Source organism: Martelella limonii (assembly GCF_013344475.1).
Classification (GTDB): domain Bacteria; phylum Pseudomonadota; class Alphaproteobacteria; order Rhizobiales; family Rhizobiaceae; genus Martelella; species Martelella limonii.
The window spans coordinates 151777-170361 of record NZ_JABUOU010000001.1; the positions used below are offsets into that span (position 1 = coordinate 151777).

An 18585-nucleotide genomic window follows, 5' to 3' on the forward strand; every position below is an offset into this window, starting at 1 on the left:
ATCAGCCTGTCGGAGACCGTGCCCCGGCATGTGACGCAGGAAATTTCATCACGGCTTCTGAATAGACGTCGACACGGGTGCAGTTGCGCCCGGCGCGCTTTGCCGCATAAAGCGCGCGATCGGCACGGATCAAAAGTCCGCGCGGATCGTTTTGCGTCGCTGCCGGGCGTTCGGCGGCAATGCCGATGCTCACCGAAAGCCTGCCGAGGGGGCTTCCCGCATGGGGAATGGCGAGGTCTTCGATCGCATGGTGGATGCGCACGCTGAGGGCAAGCGCCGCATGCTCCTCCCTGTTGGGCAGCACAAAGGCGAACTCCTCGCCGCCAAAGCGCGAGGGAAGGTCTTCCTGGCTGCGCGAACAGGCTTTGAGAACATCGGCGACGCGTTTCAGGCATTCATCGCCTGCGGGATGTCCGTAAGTATCGTTGTAGCCCTTGAAGTGATCGATATCGATCATCAGCATCGCGATCGGCTTTTCTGATTCTGCCGCTTCGACCCAGTGCTGCTGCAGGAAATCGTCGAACAGCCGGCGATTGGCGAGCCCGGTCAGGGCGTCGGTATGGGAAATCTCGTTGAGCGATCTGTATTTGGCATAGAGCGCGTCGGCGTAGACCTTCTCACGAAGGTAAAGCAGGAAGACCTTCCGCTCGATCGATTCGATCCGGTAGCTCGCAAACAGCGTGAGCACGCTCGTGACGGCGAGGAAGATCAGCGGCGCTGCCTTCTCGTTTTCCATCAGCGTGTCGAGAGGCAGGATGAAACAGGCAGCAATGGCGAAGTTGACGAGGGCCGCCACAAGCGCCTGGGATGTCCTCAGCGGCAGCGCAATATTGCCGACAATGGCGATCATCAGAAAAGTATAGGGCTCAGACTGTACGATCGGATTGCCGGGTGTAATCAGCATCAGCCCGGCTCCGAACGCTGCGACCGCGATGCCGAAGATCGACATCCATCCCGGCAAGCGCGTGTCAACGTCGCGTAATACCAGCACTGTCAGCGCTAGCAGCAACGCCGCGATGACGCCGGCGCGGATCAGGGACATGCGCAACAGCAGCTCTTCCCGATAGATCACATCGACGATTGCGATCAGCGCAATCAGAACGACTCCGAAAAGGCCGGTCCAGACAAGCTGGCGATGGCGGCTGGGATGCATTTCATCGATATAACGCCGTTCTAGCGGCCGCGTGAAACGCAGCATCGGTCCCCGTCGCTTGAGATTCTGTTCGATCTGGTTATCGAGCGCCTGATCCTCGCTCGACAGACTTCCAATGCGGCGCAAGATCATCGAGCAGGCGATCCCGCTGGCTTCAGCTCGCGCTGGAATCGTTTCCAGTTGGCAATATAGTTTTCGGCCGAGCGCTTCAGCCCATCGATTGCGCTGTCGTCGAGCGTGCGCACGGCACGTGCGGGAGAGCCCACGATCAGGCTGTTGTCGGGAAACGACTTGCCTTCGGTCACCAGCGCATTCGCGCCCACGAGTGAGTTCCGACCGATGGAGGCGCCGTTGAGAACGGTCGCGCCCATGCCGATCAGGCTGTTGTCGCCGATGGTGCAGCCGTGCAGGATCGCCCGGTGGCCAACCGTGCAGCCTTCGCCGATCGTGGCGGGAAAACCGAGATCGGTATGGATGACGGCGCCATCCTGGATATTGCTGCCGCGGCCGATGGTGATCGGTTCGTTGTCTCCGCGCAGCACGGCCGAAAACCAGATGCCGACATCCTCCCCGATGATGATGTTGCCGATGACGGCTGCATCAGGGGCGATCCAGTAGCGCCCCTCGGGCGGGAGGCTTGGCGTTGTTTCGGCTAGGGTATAAAGCGGCACTTTCGTCTCCTCCAAAGCGCAACCTGACATTATATCAGATCACCTCGAATGCAAGTTCTGCTAGGCCTTCGATGGCGCAGGCGACATGGTCCGAGCGCTTGACGGGGCCGACGCCCGAGGGCGTGCCGGTCAGGATGATGTCGCCTGGAGCAAGCGCAACATAGCGTGACAGTTCCGCAATGATTTCGGCGGTTTTCCAGATCATCTGCGACAGGTCGCCGCTCTGCACCGTCCGGCCGTTGATCGCAAGCGTGATGGCGCCGTGGTCGGGATGGCCGATCGCGCTTGCCGGCACGATCGCGGAGACCGGGGCCGAGTGGTCGAATGCCTTCGACATTTCCCACGGACGGCCCTGCTTCTTGGCTTCGTCCTGAATGTCGCGGCGCGTGAAATCCACGGCCACGCCGTAGCCGTATACGCAGGCAAGCGCCTGATCCACGGCAATATCGGATCCGCCGTCCTTGAGCGCGACGTAGCATTCCACCTCGTGATGGACATTTTCGGAGAGCGCGGGATAGGGAAACGGGTTTCCGGGCAGAACCAGATTGTCGGGGTTCTTCTGGAAGAAGAACGGCGCTTCGCGCGTGGGGTCATGCCCCATTTCCACGGCGTGGGCTGCGTAATTGCGGCCGACGCAATAGACGCGGCGAACCGGAAAGGTCAGCGCACTGTTTTCGACAGGCAAGGTGACTGCGGGCGGAAAGGGTATGACGGTCGTGGTCATAGACGGAATGTCCTGTAAAAAATGCTTGCATGATGTGGAACCACACCGACGCCTATCGGTTACGGAGTATGAGGCAAATTGCGCGCAAAATAGGGTCTTAGACCGATCGGGTCCAGTGATAAAGAGGTCAGAACCGGTGCGGATGAATGTCTTTCGCCGCTTAGGTACCTCAAATAGTCCGCATCGAAGATCAAGCTTTCGGCGGTTGGGAGCGTCGCGGTATGGTATTGCGGGCGCAAACTTCGAAAAAGGGCCGGTCAGGTCGGATAGAAATGTTTGGTAACATCGAAATCATCATCGCGATGCTGGAAAAGGTCGGCATGGTGGCGCTTCTGGTCATGGCTTACCGTGGCATCCGGCACGCGCGTTTTTCCATGCTGCGTTCATCGTTCGCCATCGGAATACTGTTCAGCTTCGGCACGCTTGTGACCATGCTCGATCCCTTGGTCGTCAGTCCGGGGATCGTTCTTGATATTCGCACGGTCATGGTGGCGCTCGCCGCGCTTTTCGGGGGGCCGTTGGCGACCGCCATCGTGGTGGCGACGTCGCTGTCGATGCGCATCTATATCGGCGGCGCAGGCATGCTTGCGGGCTGCGTCAGCATTCTGCTCGCAGCCGCTGTCGGCCTTGTCTATGCGCGCCTCAGCCGTCAGCGCACGGATCTGATCGGCTTGACCATTCTCGGCCTGGCGCTCAGCATATCGCTCCTCAGCGTCTTTCTCGCACCCGTCCCCGCCTTTTTGATGAGCACGCCGGCTCTGGTGTTGCGAAATGTGTTCGGCACGGTGATCCTTGGTTATCTGCTGGCCATGGAAGACCGCCGCGAGGCCGAATATATCGCCTACAAGCGAGAGGCCGAACGTGATCCGCTGACGGGCCTTCGAAACAGGCGTGCGCTGGAAGATTTCGATGGGCAGGTCAGGAAGCAGAACGCGAGCAGCAAGTTCGCAATTCTGATGATCGATATCGACGACTTCAAATCGCTGAATGACATTCACGGCCACAGCTTTGGGGATATCGTGCTGCGCAGGCTGGCTGATGTGGTGGTCGGCCGCCTTCGCGGCTTCGATATCGTGGTGCGCTATGGTGGCGAGGAATTCTGCGTGGTTCTGAGAGAGGCAACGTTGCACAATGCCCGGCGCATTGGCGAGGATATCATGCAGCAGGTCCGAGAAGAGCGTTTTGACGCCGAAGGGGATGAGGTCCGGGTGACGGTGAGCATCGGCGTCGCCCAATCAGGCGTGAAGACGCCATCGCTCTTTCATGTGATCGATCATGCAGACGAGGCGCTTTATGAGGCGAAGAATAGCGGCCGCAACCGGATCTGCGTCTATCGTCCGGATGCGATTGCCGCCACGACGCAGAGGGCAGTCTAGAATTTTCTCAAGCCCTAGGCCGGCCCGCAAGAGCGCAGCGCGAAGCCGCGTTCTCCCGACGAAAAAAAAGCCCCGTTTCCGGGGCTTCTTCGATTCTTGTGGCCGGCTTCAGACAGCGCCGCTGCCCCAGGGGCCGTGATGGATATCGCGACCGTCGAGGCGGTCGAAGCCGTGGGCGCCGAAGAAGTCGCGCTGGGCCTGAATCAGGTTCGCGGTGCCGCGGGACTGGCGGTAGGCGTCGAAATAGCCAAGTGCCGAGGCAAGGCCCGGAACCGGCAGACCTGCGGCTGTCGCAGCCGACACGATCCGGCGCAGCGACGGCATGCACTCGTTCACCATGGCGGCGAATGCAGGCGTCACGATCAGGTTGGCGACATCCGGGGTGTCGGAAAACGCCTTGGTGATCTCGTCGAGGAACTGCGAGCGGATAATGCAGCCTGCGCGCCAGATACGGGCGATTTCCGGCATCGGCAGCTTCCAGGCATATTCATCGGAAGCAGCCGCCATCACGTCGAAGCCCTGGGCGTAAGCCGCAATCTTGGCGGCAAACAATGCCAGTTCGAGATCGCGGTTGAGCCAGGGGCCTGCCTCGATGCCGAAGGACAGGTCTTCCTTGTTGAACATCGGCTCGGCGGCAGCGCGCTCGCCGCGCATGGCGGACAGGCAACGCGCCGCAACGGCGGCTTCGATCACGGTTGCGGGCACGGCAAGCTGCTGGGCCTCGATTGCCGACCAGCGGCCGGTGCCCTTCTGGCCGGCGGCATCGACGATCACGTCGGGCATGGCCTTGCCGGTCTCGGGATCGGCGGCGCGCAGCACCTTTTCGGTGATCTCGATCAGGAAGGAATTGAGGCGGCCCTTGTTCCACTCGCCGAAAATGTTTGCGATGTCGCTGGCGTCCATGCCGCAGCCGTCGCGCAGGATGCCGTAGATTTCGGCAATCATCTGCATGTCGGCATATTCGATGCCGTTGTGGATGGTCTTGACGAAATGGCCGGCGCCGTCGGTGCCGAGCCATGCGCAGCATGGTTCGTTGTCGAACTTCGCGGAGATCGAGGTCAGGACCTTTTCGACCCGCGCATAGCTGTCCTCGGTGCCGCCGACCATGATGGAAGGTCCGTGGCGGGCGCCTTCTTCGCCACCGGAAACGCCCATGCCGATGAAGGTGAGGCCGGTGCCGTCCAGCTCCTGGAAGCGGCGGCGGGTATCGTGGAAATTGGCGTTGCCGGCGTCGATGACGATGTCGCCCTTGCCGAGATAGGGGCGAAGCTTTTCGATTTCCTGGTCAACCGGGTCACCGGCCTTGATCATGATGATGATCGGGCGCGGCGGGCGGATGGCGGCAACGAAATCCGACAGCGTTTCGGTCGGCACGATGTTTTTCTGCAACTCGCCGGCGCCGGCATAAAATGCGCGCGTCTTGTCGGCGGTCCGGTTGTAAACCGCGATCCTGTTGCCCTTTTCGGCAATGTTGAGGGCGAGATTGGAGCCCATCACTCCAAGCCCGATCAGTCCGATTTCAGCTTTTTCCACGACATCACCTCTTGTCCTGAAAGCATCGACTTCAAGAGCGATGCCAATTTCGAAAACCCGGGTCATCATCTGGTCTGCGTGGCAGCAGGTGGCCCAAGGTTGGCCTTTTTTGGCACCGCAGCGCGCAAACGGCAAGGCTTGCAGAGGCAAAACCGTCTCATTTCGAGCGCGGTGCAGAAAAGTTTCGCGGTTCTGTCACGGAGGCCGCCCGGAAGCGAGCCGATACCGACCTCTAGCGGGGGGCGGCCGAAAGCCCTGAAAAATCAAAGAGCGAGGGGTCGAGAAGGTGGGAGGCATTGACGTTCGAAAGCGCGCGCAGCATGACATCCTTGCGGCCCGGCATCTTCGCTTCCATCTCGGCGAGCATGGTTTTCATCGCATTGCGTTCCAGCCCATCCTGGGAGCCGCAGAGATCGCAGGGAATGATGGGGAATTTCATCGCTTCGGCAAAGCGCGCCAGATCGTCCTCGGCGGCATAGGCGAGCGGACGCAGCACCATCAGGTCGCCTTCGTCATTCAGCAGTTTGGCCGGCATGGCGGCAAGCTTGCCGCCATGGAACAGGTTCATGAAGAAGGTTTCGAGAATATCCTCGCGGTGATGGCCGAGCACCAGCGCATCACAGCCTTCCTCGCGCGCAATCCGGTAGAGATTGCCGCGCCGGAGCCTTGAGCATAGCGCGCAATAGGTGGAACCGGGGGCAAGCTTTTCGGTGACGATCGAATAGGTGTCGCGGTATTCGATCCGGTGCCGAACGCCGATCTTGGCCAGATAGTCAGGCAGGACATGCTTCGGAAAATTCGGCTGGCCCTGATCGAGGTTGCAGGCAATGATCTCGACCGGGAGCAGGCCGCGCCATTGGAGTTCCAGCAGAATGGCGAGCAGGCCGTAGCTGTCCTTGCCGCCGGAAAGCGCCACCAGCCAGCGCTTCTGTTCCTTCAGCATGTCGAAATCGGCGATCGCCTGGCGCACTTGTCTCAGCAGGCGCTTGCGCAGCTTGCCGAAGCTGACGGAGGAGGGGGCGTCGGCAAACAATGCGTGGAAGGCATCGGGAAGGATATCGTCGGCCAGTTCGTTCATCATCGCTCCGGGCGTTTCTCTCGCCATGGGAATGCCTGTTTAACGGCCCGCAATCAAGCGGCAAACACCGACCAGCCGGTGCGCGCGGCGAGCATTTCCAGTGCAACGGAGCCCAGCGCGGGGTTGCCGGTGGCATCGAGGCCCGGCGACCACACCGCGATCGATGCCTTGCCCGGGGCGACCGCCAGAATGCCGCCGCCGACGCCGGACTTGCCGGGAAGACCGACACGGTAGGCAAAGTCGCCGGAACCGTCATAATGCCCGCAGGTCAGCATCAGCGCGTTGATACGGCGCGCGCGGCGCGGTGAAACCACGGTAAATCCGGTCAGCGGATTGATGCCGTGATTGGCGAGGTAGAGCCCGGCATGGGAAAGCTGCACGCAGTTCATGGTCACTGCGCACTGGTGGAAATAAACCCCCAGGACGTGATCGACCGGGTGGTGGATATTGCCGAAACCGTGCATGAAATTGGCAAGCGCGTAATTGCGATAGCCGGTGCGCTGCTCCGACTGGGCAACCTTTTCGTCGATCGAGATCGTATCGTCATTGGCGACGAAATGCATGAAGCGCAAAAGCTCGCCGATCGCCTCGCGCGGCTTGTGGCCGGAAAGCACGATGTCGGTGACGACGATTGCGCCCGCATTGATGAAGGGATTGCGCGGAATGCCGTGCTCGTGTTCGAGCTGGACGATCGAATTGAAGGCGGAGCCTGATGGCTCCCGACCGACGCGTTTCCAGGTGGCCTCGCCGATCTTGCCGAGCGCGAGCGTCAGCATGAACACCTTGGAAATGCTCTGGATCGAAAAATGCGTGTCGGCATCACCTGCCTGATAAGTCTTGCCGTCGACGGTGGCGATCGCAATGCCGAACTGGTTCGGGTCGACCTTGGCAAGCTCCGGAATATAGTCGGCGACCGCACCTTCTCCGATGCGCGGCTGAAGATCGCGCACGATATCGTCGGCAATGGTCTGCAGGTTCATGCCATGGATCTCCCTGATAAAGGGTCATGATAGCGCATTGCCGGTTCGATCCGGAAGCCGCCCGAAGCGCGGCTTCGCATGTCTGGACGCTAGAACTGACGGGCGAGCGCCAGAAGCTCCGAATCGGCAAGCGGCTGGATCTCGCTTTCGTAGGTGGCGACCGGCGAGAAGCCGAATTGCTGATAAAGCTGCAGCGCGCGGGGATGGTCGAGGTTGTTGGTCTCGGTAATCACCTTTGTCGGCTGGTCGGCCCAGATCGCCTTCAGGGCCTGCAACAGAAACCACTTGCCGACGCCGAAGCCGAGCGCCCGTTCGAACAGGCCGAAATGGACCAACCGGGTCGTCTGGTCATCCTCGCGGTGATATTCGTAAAAGCCCGCAGGCGCGCCCTCCAGATAGAAGACGGTGATCGTGGTGCGGTCATTGTGAATGGTTGCGGCCAGATCCTCGTCGCTCATGCGTACGCGATCGACCCACTCCCAGCGCGTTCCGACCTGGCGATAGAGAAAACGGTAATAGGCGAGCGGAATTTCCGGAACGCGCATCAGTGCGATATGCAGGCTGGAAGGGGCAAGCATATGAGCCTTCGGCGGCGCGGTCATTTCCAGCCGGGTAACGTGAACCGGCATCGGTGCGGGCGTCTTCTTCGTCATTCAGGTCATGCCTTTCCGGTCGCGACAGGCGTATCTTCACGGCTGCCCCATTCGGACCATGATCCGTCATAGAGCGTGTTGTCCGTGTGGCCAAGCGTTTCAAGCGCAAGCGAGATGATCGCTGCAGTCACGCCAGAACCGCAGGTGGTGACGACCGGCTTCTCGAGATCGATCCCGGCTTCGTCGAACAGGGCGCGCAGCTCTTCCTCCGACTTGAACCGGCCATTCTCGGCGAAAGTTGACGCCGGAAGGCTCTTTGCGCCGGGCATATGGCCCGCCCGCATGCCGGCGCGCGGCTCGGGCTCTGCCGCCTCGAAGCGGGCTCTGCTGCGGGCGTCGGCGATCTGCCGGCTGCCGGAGGCGACGATCGTGCGCATGTCGTCGAGGGAGGTGACCCGCTCTGGTCGCGCATCGAGTGAAAACGTCGCGGGTCGCGGGGAGGGAATGTCTGTCTCCAGCGGACGTCCCTCCTTTCGCCAACCGTCAAGGCCGCCATCGAGAACGTGCACATCGCCTGCGCCCATCAGACGCAGCATCCACCAAAGGCGCGGCGCCGAAAAATAGCCGGGTCCGTCATAGACCACGATGGTGTCGTCGCTGCCGACGCCGAGCTCTTCCATTGCGGCTGCAAAGGCCTCGGGAGAGGGAAGGGTGTGCGGCAGGCCGCTGGTCGTGTCGGAGACGATATCGTGATCGAAGAAGACGGCGCCCGGAAGATGGCCCGCGGCATATTCCGCGCGCGGGTCGCGGTTGTGGGCGGGCAGGTACCATGAGGCGTCGATGACCGAAAAGCCGGCGGTGCCCAGCCTCTCCTCGACCCATTCCGGCGGCACGACAAAACTCATCTGACGACACTCCTCAACTGCTGGCCTCACGCGTTCGCGTCGAACCGTATCCGAAAACGCCGATTCTCGCGGCCCTTTTTCTCGATTTTTCCGATATGAATGCCGCCGACTTCCGCTGTCGAGCGAACATGGGTGCCGCCGCAGGGCTGGCTGTCGACCGAGGCGTTCTCGCCGATCGCCACCAGCGATATCCGCCCCATCCCCATCGGGGGGCGGACGTTCTTCGATTTCACGATGCCGGGGTTTTCGGCAAGCTCCTGATCGGTGATCCACTGAACATAGACCGGATGGTCCTCGCTCACGAGCCTCATCATCTCAGCCGTGACCGCGTCCTTGTCGATGGTCTCCGACATGTCGAAGTCGACGCGCGACTCGTCCTCGCCGACGGAAGCGCCGGTGATCGGATAGGGACAGACGACGGAGAGGAGGTGGCAGGCGGTGTGCATCCGCATCAGCTTGAGGCGGCGTGGCCAGTCGATCGCGAGGGTGAGCGCCTCGCCGGGAGAGGGCGGCGTTTCGCCCTCAGCCGGAACATGGAGGATCACGTCCTTGCCGTCACCATGGCGGGTGACGGCGAGTGCGATGGTTGATCCATCGCTCCGCGTCGCCGTACCGGTGTCGCCGGGCTGCCCGCCGGACGTGGCGTAAAAGCAGGTGCGGTCGGTCTCGAACGTGCCATCCTCATGGACCGCCGTCACCACCGCGTCGCACCGTGTCAGGTAGAAATCGTCGCGGTAGAGGGCACTGACTGGCATGGGTCGCTCGATCTTCTTGTCTGCCGCAAATCGCGGCCGTCAGACGTATTGCTGACCGCGACATGCCTTATTCGAACGGAGCGGTAATCTCCGGCTTGCGGGTCAGCCATTCCGGCAGCGGCAACCCCTTTTCCTTCAGGAAATCAGGATTGAAGAGCTTCGACTGATACCGGTTGCCATAGTCGCACAGGATGGTGACGATGGTGTGCCCGGGGCCGAGCTCGCGCGCCAGGCGCATGGCACCTGCTATATTGATGCCCGATGAGCCGCCGAGGCACAAGCCCTCCTCGGTCACCAGATCGAAGATCAGCGGCAGCGCTTCGCTGTCGGCGATCCTGTAGGCGAAATCGGGCGTGAAGCCCTCGAGATTGGCGGTGATGCGGCCCTGGCCGATGCCCTCGGTGATCGAGCCGCCCTCGCTCTTCAGCTCTCCATGCGCGTAGAATTCGTAAAGCGCTGCGCCCTCAGGATCGGCGATGCCGATCTTGATGTCCTTGTTTTTCGCCTTCAGCCCCATGCCGGTGCCGGCCAGCGTACCGCCCGAGCCGACCGCGCAGATGAAGCCATCAACCTTGCCATCGGTGTCGCGCCAGATCTCCTCCGCCGTGGTCTCGATATGGGCGTTGCGGTTGGCGGTATTGTCGAACTGGTTCGCCCAGATCGCGCCATTGGGGTTTTCCCTTGCGAGCTGTTCGGCGAGCCTTCCCGACAGCTTCACGTAGTTGTTCGGGTCACGGTAGGGCTTGGCGGGCACTTCCACCAGTTCCGCGCCCAAAAGCCGCAGCGCATCCTTCTTCTCCTGCGCTTGCGTTTCCGGGATCACGATCACGGTCTTGTAGCCGAGCGCATTGGCGACCATGGTCAGCCCGATACCAGTATTGCCGGCCGTGCCTTCCACGATCGTGCCGCCGGGTTTCAGGAGCCCGCGCCTTTCGGCATCGCGGATGATGTAGAGCGCGGCCCGGTCCTTGACCGACTGGCCGGGATTGAGGAATTCGGCCTTGCCCAGGATGGTGCAGCCGGTCGCTTCGGAGGCGGCCTTCAGCTTCACCAGCGGGGTATTGCCGATGAGGTCGATAACGGAGGAATGCGTGGTCATGATCTTGCTCTCGATTTTTCCGTACTTGTGCAGCCAGCCGCAGCTTTTTCCAAGGATTCCGTTTTCGCAGAAACCGGCTCCAGCGCAAACTGATTTCAGTCCTTTATCGCCTCGAAGGCGGAAAGCGCCTTCTTGCGCGCCTCCTTGTGGTCGACCAGAGGCTCGGGATAGGTGTCTCCAAGCTTGACGCCCGCCTTTTCCAGAACCTCGGCGGGCGCATCGAAGGGCGCATGAATGTGCTTTTTCGGCATGTCCTCAAGCTCTGGCACATATTTCCGGACATAGTCGCCCGCCGGATCGAATTTCTCGCCCTGAAGGATCGGGTTGAAGATGCGGAAGAACGGGGCGGCATCGGCTCCGGAACCTGCAACCCACTGCCAGTTCGCGGGATTGGAGGCGGGGTCGGCATCCACCAGCGTATCGCGGAACCATTTCTCGCCGCGGCGCCAGTCGATCATCAGATCCTTGATCAGGAAGGAGGCGGCGATCATGCGCACCCTGTTGTGCATGGTGCCCTCGCGCCAGAGCTGGCGCATGCCGGCATCGACGATCGGATAGCCGGTCTTGCCCTTCGTCCAGGCGTCGAAACCCTTGTCGTCCTCTTTCCATTCGAAATCGTCGAAACGGCCGTTCCAGTTCTTCTCGGCAAGGTCGGGAGCATGGAACAGAAGGTGATGGCAGAAATCGCGCCAGACGAGTTCCTGCAGGAATTTCTTCCTGTTTTTTGCCGAGATCGACTTTTCGTTGTTGATGCGATGCCAGATGGTCGCCGGTGAGATCTCCCCCAGGGCAAGGTGCGGGGAGAGCATGGAGGTCGCCTGTCTGTCCGGTCGGTCGCGCTTGTCGGCGTAATCCTCGATCACCTCGTCAACGAAATGGTCGAGCCGCGCGCGCGCGCCTTCTTCGCCGGGGCTCCATATCTCGCTGAAGCCTTCCGCCCAGTCGGGCTTGCCCTCGTAGAGCTTCCAGTCCGTGAGCGTGTCCGATTTCAGCTTCTTCGAAATCGTGTTCAGCTTTTCCGGCGGATCGACCGGATCGGGCACGTGGGCTTCCTCCGAGAATGCCTTCCAGAACGGCGTATAGACCTTGTAATGGCCTCCGGACTTGGTCTTGAAGGTCGAGGGCTCGTGCAGGATCTCCCCGGCAAAGCTCTTGACCGTGATGCCGTCATCGCCAAGCGCGGATTTGATCTTTGTATCGGTCTTGATGCCGAAGGTGTTGTAGCGCCGGTTCCAGCACACGCAATCTGCGCCGGCTTCTTCCAGGAGGTCCCGAAGGACCTTCAGGGGATCACCACTGCGCAGCACAAGAGGGGCGCCGAGCTCTTCATAGCGATCGGCAAGCTGTTCCAGCGAGCGTTCAAGCCACCACGCCTGCGCCGCCCCCAAGGGTCCGTTGCCGTTATCCTCTCGGATGTAGACCGGCACCACGGCCCGGCCATCGGCGGACGCTTCTGCGAGCGCGCGATTGTCTGAAAGGCGAAGATCTTTGCGGATCCAGTAGAGTGCCGGTTTGCCCATTGTTCTTTCCCACCGTCCTGATGTCATGCTGAGCATGATCTAGGGCGGCGGGGCAGAAGGAAAAGGCAAGCCTATTCGAGAAACTCGACGGTGACGCCGGGCGAAACCATCTTGGCAAGTTCCTGGGCATCCCAGTTGGTCAGCCGCACACAGCCATGGCTGGACGTCTTGCCGATCTTGTCGGGGTCCGGCGTGCCGTGAATGCCGTAGCTCGGTTTCGACAGCGCGATCCAGACATTGCCGACCGGGCCGTTGGGGCCGGGATTGATCGTCAGCACCTCGTTATTGTCGCCCTGCTTGAAATTCTTGTGCGGGTTGTAGGTGTAGTTCGGGTCGATCGCGATCCGTTCCACCGAAACCGTTCCGGACGGGGAGGGTGTGTCCGACGACCCGATGGTCGCCGGGTAGGCGGCCACCAGATTGCCCTCCGCATCATAGGCGCGCAGCTGCTTGCGCGGCTTGTCGGCAAGGATCGTCGCAACCTTGGCCTTTTCCGGCTTGCCGATGCTGACCACCTTCACGGTCGATCCCGGACGGGTGAAGTCAACGCCCTTGTTGATCGACTTCAGGAAATTCTCGTCCATGTGGAATTTTTCGGCCAGCATCTCGGAGACCGAGGTGTAGGACATCGCCGCAAGCTCGGCCTTTTCCGAATAGTCCGATGGGATCGAGGCGACATAGGGACCGGCGGCATCCTCCGCGGTGATGGTGTAGGTCGTAAACGGCAGCCCGCCATCGAGCGACATCGACTGCATGATCTTCTCGCTGTCTTTGGCAACGTCGAGGTGCTCGCCGGTGGCCTCGTTATAGGCATCGAGCGCCTTGCGCACATTGTCGCCCATCAGGCCATCGATGACGCCCGGCGAGAAGCCGTTGCGATCGAGGAAGACCTGGACAGCGACAATGTTCATGTCGGGCTTGGCAGGAGCCTTCGCGACCGGGGCGGGCGTGTCTGGGCGATCCGGCGTCACGGTTTCCGGCGCTGCCGGGAAAGCGTTCTGTGACGGGAAGCTGTTCTGGGACGGGAAGCCGTTGCGGCCGCCGAAGCCCCCGCCATTGCCGTTATTGCCCCAGTTGCCGCCGCGCGCGAAGCCACGGTCATAGCCGTTGTCGTAACTGGAATATTCAGCGTTGAACTCGTCGGCATAGATCTCGGTTGCGACCAGGCTGCCATTCGCGTCGAGAAGGATCTGACGACCCGCCTGATCGCGGCTCAGCACAACGCTGCCTGCTTCGGGAATATAGTCGAGCATGGCACCGTCCGGTGCGATCAGCAGGATCTGCCGGCCGTTCTTGTAGATGGGTTCGTGGGCCGCAGCAGGCATCGCAGCCGATGCTGCGAGCGCCATGAGAAACGGAATGGTGTAGAGTTTCGCTTTTCGCATGATTTGAACCGTGTGCCCGCTATAGTTGGCAGCCTTTCGCAAGATTCGTTTTAACCTTAATCAACGTCTTGCATGATGAACGTCTGGTGAACGTATCCGGTTTCATTAGGGCTCAAACATGGTTAAATTTGGTTTTACGACGGGGGGATCATGATCGAATTCACAACTGGAACCGGGCCGTCCTTCGCGCTCGACCCGACGTCGGTACTCGACATCGGCGCGGCAATCGTCGCCGGCGTTGACATTGCGCCCAAGCGCGCCATTCCCGATGATGGCGATCCGCGGATCGACCATTCGCTGGAAGGCTTCCTGTTTACCTGCGGCCCCGACCATATCCGCCATCCGGAGCCGGTCGAGGGCGGGGAGGGGCGTTTCTTTCCGTTGCATGGTTCTGCGTCTTCGCATGCCGCCGTGATCAAGTCGCTCGAAAGCGGTCCGCGCGGTGCCGAATGCGTCGCCGCCATTCCCGTGAAAACCGCCAATGGCGGGGAGATGCTGATCGAGCGCTGCTGGACGCTTGACGGGGAGACAGGTGAGCTGTCGCTGGTCGACACCGTGATCAACCGGAGCGAAAGCGCGCTGCCGGTCATGATGATGTACCACATCAATTTCGGTGCCATGCATTTCGATGACGGCGTCCGCCTGGAAGGCGAATCTTTGCCGGAAGGCGCATTGCCCTGGCGATTCGGCGAGGGCGATCACGGCATTTTCTGCGTGCCCGCTGTTGCCGGAAGCGACGGCTGGGCCACGACGCGGCTCGGGCCGATCGCAGCGCTGGGCGGACGCAGCTTCATCCTTTCCGTGGACACCACGACGCTGCCGCATCTCCAGATCTGGCGCAATCAGGAAGCGCCTGCCCATATCGTCGGCATCGAGCCCGCATCCCACCGCTGGACCTCGAGGCGCAAGATTGCCGAGGCGGGAGAGCTGGAGCCGGTGGAGCCCGGCGGCTCGAAGCGGTTTTCGCTCAGGATCCGCTTTGACTGAACGCTGCGCGATCTCTTGCAAATCGGCGCAATCTGCTTACCTTCTTCCGACAAAAGCAAAGAGGATGCCGTCATGAATATCCGCCCGATCGATGAATTTTATTCCGTAAGCCCACAGATCACGCCCGACGAGATTGCCGAGATCAAGGCTGCCGGCTTCAAGTCCATCGTCTGCAACAGGCCCGATGGCGAAGAACCCGGACAGCCGGAATTTGCCGAGATCAAGAAGGCCGCCGAAGATGCCGGGCTTTATGTTGCGCATGTGCCTGTCGGCGGTATGGGCCTGACCCCCGAAGCTGTGACAGGCATGGTCGATGCGCTCGACGACATGGAAAAGCCGGTCCTGGCCTATTGCCGCTCCGGCGCGCGCTCAACCCGCATCTATGAAGAAGCCAGGCGCCTGCGCGGCTGACGGCTTCACGACCGATATTCCCAGCCGGCTCTCGGGCCGGCTTTGAAGTCTTCAACACACGAATGAAAGTGAATTCGATGACGGTAAAACGCATTCAGCCCGGTCCGATCATGTCCGGTGCGGTTGTTCATGGCAATACGGTCTATCTGTCCGGTCAGGTGGGCAATGGCGACGATGTGACGGCGCAGGCCAAGGATTGCCTTGCCAAGGTCGACGCGCTGCTGAAGGAAGCCGGCACCGACAAAAGCAGGATCCTGCAGACGCTGGTCTACCTCAAGGACATGAGCAATTTTGCCGAAATGAACGCGGTCTGGAAGGCTTGGGTCGATCCGGAGAATACGCCTGCGCGTGCCACCAGCCAGGCCGAACTTGCCGCGCCGCATATCCTTGTTGAATTTACGGTGACGGCAGCGATCGACTGATTGTCGCCTTTTCATTGTCACGGCCGCCGGGCAGACTGTTCCGGCGGCCGTTTTCTATGAAGTCGTAAGGAGCGCGCAATGAAGCAGGGATTGAGGCGGTGCCTGATGGCGGTCTCCACACTTCTGTCCGGATCGATGACCGCTCTGCCCGCGTCCGCCGGGAATACCGCCGCCCTGCTGGCGGTCAGCTGGCAGCCGGCATTTTGCGAAACCCATCGCGCCAAGCCGGAATGCCGCACGCAAGGCGAGGACCGCTTCGACGCGCAGCGCTTTTCCCTGCACGGGCTTTGGCCGCTTCACGCGGAGTATTGCGGTGTCGATGCTGAAACCCGCAAGCGGGATCAGGCGGGGGACTGGCTGTCGCTGCCGTTGCTGAACCTGTCACGCGATACCCGTGCGCGGCTCGACATGGTGATGCCCGGAAGCCAATCCGGGCTGCAGCGCCATGAGTGGGTCAAGCACGGTACCTGCACAGGGCTCACGCCGGAAGCCTACTATCGGCGCTCGCTTGATCTGATGGACGAGCTCAACGGTTCCGATGTCGCCCGGCTGTTTGCCGCCAATATCGGGCGCTATCTTTCAGAAACGGAGATCCGGAACGCATTCGTGTCGTCGTTCGGAGAAGGGGCGGACAGACGCGTCAAGATGAAATGCGATGGACAGGGGCGGGACCTGATGATCACCGAGATCACCATCGGCCTCTCCCGCGACTACAAACGGGATTTCAGCCTCGCAGAGCTGATCCACGGGGCGGGGGAAACGTCATTCGGATGTGCCGGCGGGTTTGTCGATCCCGCCGGGTATGACTGATTTCACAGCGTGCGCGACTGCGCGCGCGCGTCGGCTTCCTTGCCCGGATTGTGAGGTCGCATATCCTTCGGTCTGATGGCATTACGCACGCGCTTGATACCCTTGACCGAAAGAGCAATGTTGCCGGCGATCGCGATCTCTTCGCGCTGGAGAACCTGTCCCGTGAGACGGGCCTCTTCGCCATTGACGGCAACGCGGACATCCGAGGCGTCGATAAGGCCGGAAGATGCGAGTTCGCTTGCGATCTCGTCTTCCATGCGCGCTTCAGGATTCCACTCGTCGGCATTTTCTACAGGGTCTCCATAGAAAGCCGCTTTTTTCAGAACCATTGTCGCTTCCTTCCATATTGCCAGTGTAGTCTGACAGTGAAACGTCTGGCACCGGCAATTGTTCATTTCGTGACCGCTTTATGACGCTTGCGCCAATTGCGGAACGCGCATTGTGAAACGGCGCCATTTCCCCTAAATAGCGCCCAACAGCTAATTCGAACCGGGATTTATCCGCTTATGGCACGTCAGTTCATCTATCACATGGCCGGGCTCAAGAAGGCCTATGGCGCCAAGAAGATCCTCGAAGACATCCATCTTTCCTTCTACCCGGACGCCAAGATCGGTATTCTCGGACCGAACGGCGCCGGTAAGTCGACCGTCCTCAAAATCATGGCGGGTCTCGACAAGGAATGGACGGGCGAGGCCTGGCTCGCGGAAGGCGCAACGCTCGGCTACCTGCCGCAGGAGCCACAGCTCGATCCCACAAAGACCGTGTTCGAAAACGTGATGGAAGGTGTCGCCCACAAGAAGGCGATCGTCGACCGTTACAACGAACTGATGATGAACTATTCCGACGAGACCGCCGACGAGGGCGCGCGCCTTCAGGACGAGATCGACGCGCAGAACCTCTGGGACCTCGAAAACCAGGTCGAGATGGCGATGGACGCGCTGCGTTGCCCGCCGGGCGACTCGGACGTTGAGACGCTTTCCGGCGGTGAGCGCCGCCGCGTGGCGCTCTGCCAGCTGCTGCTGCGCCAGCCCGACCTGCTGCTCCTTGACGAGCCGACCAACCACCTCGACGCCGAGACCATCGCCTGGCTTGAAAAGCACCTGCGCGAATATCCGGGCGCTATCCTGATGGTCACCCACGACCGTTACTTCCTGGATAACGTCACCGGCTGGATTCTCGAGCTCGACCGCGGCCGCGGCATTCCCTACGAGGGCAATTACTCGGCCTATCTGCAGGCCAAGGCCAAGCGTCTGGCGCAGGAGGCCCGCGAGGAGGGCAGCCGCCAGAAGGCGTTGTCGCGCGAGCAGGAGTGGATTGCGTCAAGCCCGAAGGCCCGCCAGGCCAAGTCCAAGGCTCGTATCCGCGCCTATGACGAACTGGTTGCGTCCGCCGAAAACCGTCGCCCCGGCGATGCGCAGATCATCATTCCGGTCGGCGAGCGCCTCGGCAATGTGGTGATCGAGGCCGAGAACCTGTCGAAGGCCTTCGATGGCCGGGTCCTGTTCGAAAACCTGTCCTTCAAGCTGCCGCCCGGCGGCATTGTCGGCGTCATTGGTCCGAACGGCGCCGGCAAGTCGACGCTGTTCAAGCTGATCACCGGCCAGGAAAAGCCCGACAGCGGCGACATCCGCGTCGGCGACACCGTCGATCTCGGCTATGTCGACCAGAGCCGCGATTCGCTCGATGGCGACAAGAATGTCTGGGAAGAGATTTCCGGTGGCAACGACATCATCAAGCTCGGCAAGTTCGAGATGAATTCGCGCGCCTATTGCGGCGCCTTCAACTTCAAGGGCGGCGACCAGCAGCAGAAGGTCGGCAACCTCTCCGGCGGCCAGCGCAACCGCGTTCACCTTGCCAAGATGCTGAAGTCCGGCTCCAACGTGCTGCTCCTCGACGAACCGACGAATGACCTCGACACCGAGACGCTGGGTGCGCTGGAAGATGCGCTCGAAGCCTTCGCCGGCTGCGCCGTGATCATCAGCCATGACCGCATGTTCCTCGACCGCCTCGCCACCCACATCCTCGCCTTCGAAGGCGACAGTCACGTGGAATGGTTCGAGGGCAACTTCGAAGACTACGAAGCCGACAAGATCAGAAGGCTTGGCCCGGAAAGCGTGAAGCCGAGCCGGGTGAGCTACAAGCGGCTGACTAGGTAATATGTGATTGAGCCGACTTCCTGCGAA

The 18585-nt window shown here is 61.1% G+C and carries 19 protein-coding genes; 6 read left to right on the plus strand and 13 right to left on the minus strand.

The genetic code is table 11. From position 1 onward, the window contains the following. Position 1: 1 nt before the first annotated feature. Genes HPQ62_RS00665 through HPQ62_RS00675 form a run of 3 tightly spaced genes read right to left on the minus strand, consistent with a single transcriptional unit; the run spans position 2 to position 2548 of the window. Positions 2-1285 (minus strand): GGDEF domain-containing protein, encoded by a 1284-nt coding sequence (locus HPQ62_RS00665; protein ID WP_174800585.1) that lies wholly within the window; start codon positions 1283-1285, stop codon positions 2-4. Continuing rightward, complete coding sequence (locus tag HPQ62_RS00670) at positions 1282-1824, minus strand: gamma carbonic anhydrase family protein (protein ID WP_174800586.1); 543 nt, start codon at positions 1822-1824, stop codon at positions 1282-1284. Before HPQ62_RS00670 ends, HPQ62_RS00665 begins: the two co-directional genes overlap by 4 nt. A gap of 34 nt (positions 1825-1858) precedes the next feature. Then, on the minus strand, positions 1859-2548 hold the full coding sequence (locus tag HPQ62_RS00675) for a fumarylacetoacetate hydrolase family protein (RefSeq protein WP_174800587.1): 690 nt from the start codon (positions 2546-2548) through the stop codon (positions 1859-1861). A gap of 272 nt (positions 2549-2820) precedes the next feature. Here HPQ62_RS00675 and HPQ62_RS00680 point away from each other — a divergent pair, with 272 nt between their 5' ends. After that, on the plus strand, positions 2821-3924 hold the full coding sequence (locus HPQ62_RS00680) for a diguanylate cyclase (protein ID WP_174800588.1): 1104 nt from the start codon (positions 2821-2823) through the stop codon (positions 3922-3924). 108 nt (positions 3925-4032) lie between these two features. On the opposite strand, the gene gndA is transcribed toward HPQ62_RS00680, so the two are convergent. The 9 genes from gndA to HPQ62_RS00725 form a co-directional block, all read right to left on the minus strand. Then, positions 4033-5457, minus strand: coding sequence for an NADP-dependent phosphogluconate dehydrogenase (gndA, locus tag HPQ62_RS00685; RefSeq protein WP_174800589.1), 1425 nt, complete (start codon positions 5455-5457; stop codon positions 4033-4035). A gap of 232 nt (positions 5458-5689) precedes the next feature. Next, positions 5690-6538: a tRNA 2-thiocytidine(32) synthetase TtcA gene (ttcA, locus tag HPQ62_RS00690; protein WP_425312594.1), complete on the minus strand. Its 849-nt coding sequence runs from the start codon at positions 6536-6538 to the stop codon at positions 5690-5692. A gap of 50 nt (positions 6539-6588) precedes the next feature. Continuing rightward, positions 6589-7515: a glutaminase gene (locus HPQ62_RS00695; RefSeq protein ID WP_174800590.1), complete on the minus strand. Its 927-nt coding sequence runs from the start codon at positions 7513-7515 to the stop codon at positions 6589-6591. A gap of 89 nt (positions 7516-7604) precedes the next feature. Continuing rightward, positions 7605-8168: a GNAT family N-acetyltransferase gene (locus HPQ62_RS00700; protein ID WP_174800591.1), complete on the minus strand. Its 564-nt coding sequence runs from the start codon at positions 8166-8168 to the stop codon at positions 7605-7607. Positions 8169-8173: 5 nt separating this feature from the next. After that, positions 8174-9013 (minus strand): 3-mercaptopyruvate sulfurtransferase, encoded by an 840-nt coding sequence (sseA, locus tag HPQ62_RS00705; RefSeq protein ID WP_174800592.1) that lies wholly within the window; start codon positions 9011-9013, stop codon positions 8174-8176. 26 nt (positions 9014-9039) lie between these two features. Continuing rightward, a complete protein-coding gene (locus HPQ62_RS00710) occupies positions 9040-9768 on the minus strand; it encodes an alanyl-tRNA editing protein (protein WP_174800593.1) in 729 nt (242 codons plus the stop codon). A 67-nt stretch (positions 9769-9835) separates the two neighbouring features. Then, positions 9836-10867, minus strand: coding sequence for a cysteine synthase A (locus HPQ62_RS00715; protein ID WP_174800594.1), 1032 nt, complete (start codon positions 10865-10867; stop codon positions 9836-9838). Positions 10868-10962: 95 nt separating this feature from the next. After that, the gene (locus HPQ62_RS00720) at positions 10963-12387 is read right to left on the minus strand and encodes a cryptochrome/photolyase family protein (protein WP_174800595.1); all 1425 of its coding nucleotides are present in this window, start codon (positions 12385-12387) and stop codon (positions 10963-10965) included. 71 nt (positions 12388-12458) lie between these two features. After that, entirely contained in the window at positions 12459-13772 is a 1314-nt protein-coding gene (locus HPQ62_RS00725) for a L,D-transpeptidase (protein WP_174800596.1), read from the minus strand. A gap of 150 nt (positions 13773-13922) precedes the next feature. On the opposite strand from HPQ62_RS00725, the gene HPQ62_RS00730 reads away from it, so the two are divergent. The 4 genes from HPQ62_RS00730 (at position 13923) to HPQ62_RS00745 (ending at position 16402) form a co-directional block, all read left to right on the plus strand. Continuing rightward, a complete protein-coding gene (locus HPQ62_RS00730; protein WP_174800597.1) occupies positions 13923-14759 on the plus strand; it encodes a DUF4432 family protein in 837 nt (278 codons plus the stop codon). A gap of 72 nt (positions 14760-14831) precedes the next feature. Next, a complete protein-coding gene (locus tag HPQ62_RS00735) occupies positions 14832-15170 on the plus strand; it encodes a protein tyrosine phosphatase family protein (RefSeq protein ID WP_174800598.1) in 339 nt (112 codons plus the stop codon). A gap of 77 nt (positions 15171-15247) precedes the next feature. Next, positions 15248-15592 carry a RidA family protein gene (locus tag HPQ62_RS00740; protein ID WP_174800599.1) on the plus strand — a complete coding sequence of 115 codons (345 nt, stop codon included), beginning with the start codon at positions 15248-15250 and terminating at the stop codon, positions 15590-15592. A 78-nt stretch (positions 15593-15670) separates the two neighbouring features. Continuing rightward, entirely contained in the window at positions 15671-16402 is a 732-nt protein-coding gene (locus HPQ62_RS00745) for a ribonuclease T2 family protein (RefSeq protein ID WP_174800600.1), read from the plus strand. 2 nt (positions 16403-16404) lie between these two features. Here HPQ62_RS00745 and HPQ62_RS00750 read toward each other — a convergent pair whose 3' ends face one another. Then, positions 16405-16731 (minus strand): BON domain-containing protein, encoded by a 327-nt coding sequence (locus HPQ62_RS00750; protein ID WP_174800601.1) that lies wholly within the window; start codon positions 16729-16731, stop codon positions 16405-16407. Between the two features lie 177 nt (positions 16732-16908). On the opposite strand from HPQ62_RS00750, the gene ettA reads away from it, so the two are divergent. Beyond that, positions 16909-18558, plus strand: coding sequence for an energy-dependent translational throttle protein EttA (gene ettA, locus HPQ62_RS00755; protein ID WP_174800602.1), 1650 nt, complete (start codon positions 16909-16911; stop codon positions 18556-18558). Positions 18559-18585 lie beyond the last annotated feature (27 nt).

Bases quoted from the DNA above. Each gene is read 5' to 3' on its own strand.
- HPQ62_RS00665 (WP_174800585.1), bottom strand. From the start codon at position 1,285: ATGATCTTGCGCCGCATTGGAAGTCTGTCGAGCGAGGATCAGGCGCTC.
- HPQ62_RS00675 (WP_174800587.1), bottom strand. From the start codon at position 2,548: ATGACCACGACCGTCATACCCTTTCCGCCCGCAGTCACCTTGCCTGTC.
- HPQ62_RS00680 (WP_174800588.1), top strand. From the start codon at position 2,821: ATGTTTGGTAACATCGAAATCATCATCGCGATGCTGGAAAAGGTCGGC.
- ttcA (WP_425312594.1), bottom strand. From the start codon at position 6,538: ATGATGAACGAACTGGCCGACGATATCCTTCCCGATGCCTTCCACGCA.
- HPQ62_RS00695 (WP_174800590.1), bottom strand. From the start codon at position 7,515: ATGAACCTGCAGACCATTGCCGACGATATCGTGCGCGATCTTCAGCCG.
- HPQ62_RS00700 (WP_174800591.1), bottom strand. From the start codon at position 8,168: ATGACGAAGAAGACGCCCGCACCGATGCCGGTTCACGTTACCCGGCTG.
- sseA (WP_174800592.1), bottom strand. From the start codon at position 9,013: ATGAGTTTTGTCGTGCCGCCGGAATGGGTCGAGGAGAGGCTGGGCACC.
- HPQ62_RS00710 (WP_174800593.1), bottom strand. From the start codon at position 9,768: ATGCCAGTCAGTGCCCTCTACCGCGACGATTTCTACCTGACACGGTGC.
- HPQ62_RS00715 (WP_174800594.1), bottom strand. From the start codon at position 10,867: ATGACCACGCATTCCTCCGTTATCGACCTCATCGGCAATACCCCGCTG.
- HPQ62_RS00720 (WP_174800595.1), bottom strand. From the start codon at position 12,387: ATGGGCAAACCGGCACTCTACTGGATCCGCAAAGATCTTCGCCTTTCA.
- HPQ62_RS00725 (WP_174800596.1), bottom strand. From the start codon at position 13,772: ATGCGAAAAGCGAAACTCTACACCATTCCGTTTCTCATGGCGCTCGCA.
- HPQ62_RS00730 (WP_174800597.1), top strand. From the start codon at position 13,923: ATGATCGAATTCACAACTGGAACCGGGCCGTCCTTCGCGCTCGACCCG.
- HPQ62_RS00735 (WP_174800598.1), top strand. From the start codon at position 14,832: ATGAATATCCGCCCGATCGATGAATTTTATTCCGTAAGCCCACAGATC.
- HPQ62_RS00740 (WP_174800599.1), top strand. From the start codon at position 15,248: ATGACGGTAAAACGCATTCAGCCCGGTCCGATCATGTCCGGTGCGGTT.
- HPQ62_RS00745 (WP_174800600.1), top strand. From the start codon at position 15,671: ATGAAGCAGGGATTGAGGCGGTGCCTGATGGCGGTCTCCACACTTCTG.
- HPQ62_RS00750 (WP_174800601.1), bottom strand. From the start codon at position 16,731: ATGGTTCTGAAAAAAGCGGCTTTCTATGGAGACCCTGTAGAAAATGCC.
- ettA (WP_174800602.1), top strand. From the start codon at position 16,909: ATGGCACGTCAGTTCATCTATCACATGGCCGGGCTCAAGAAGGCCTAT.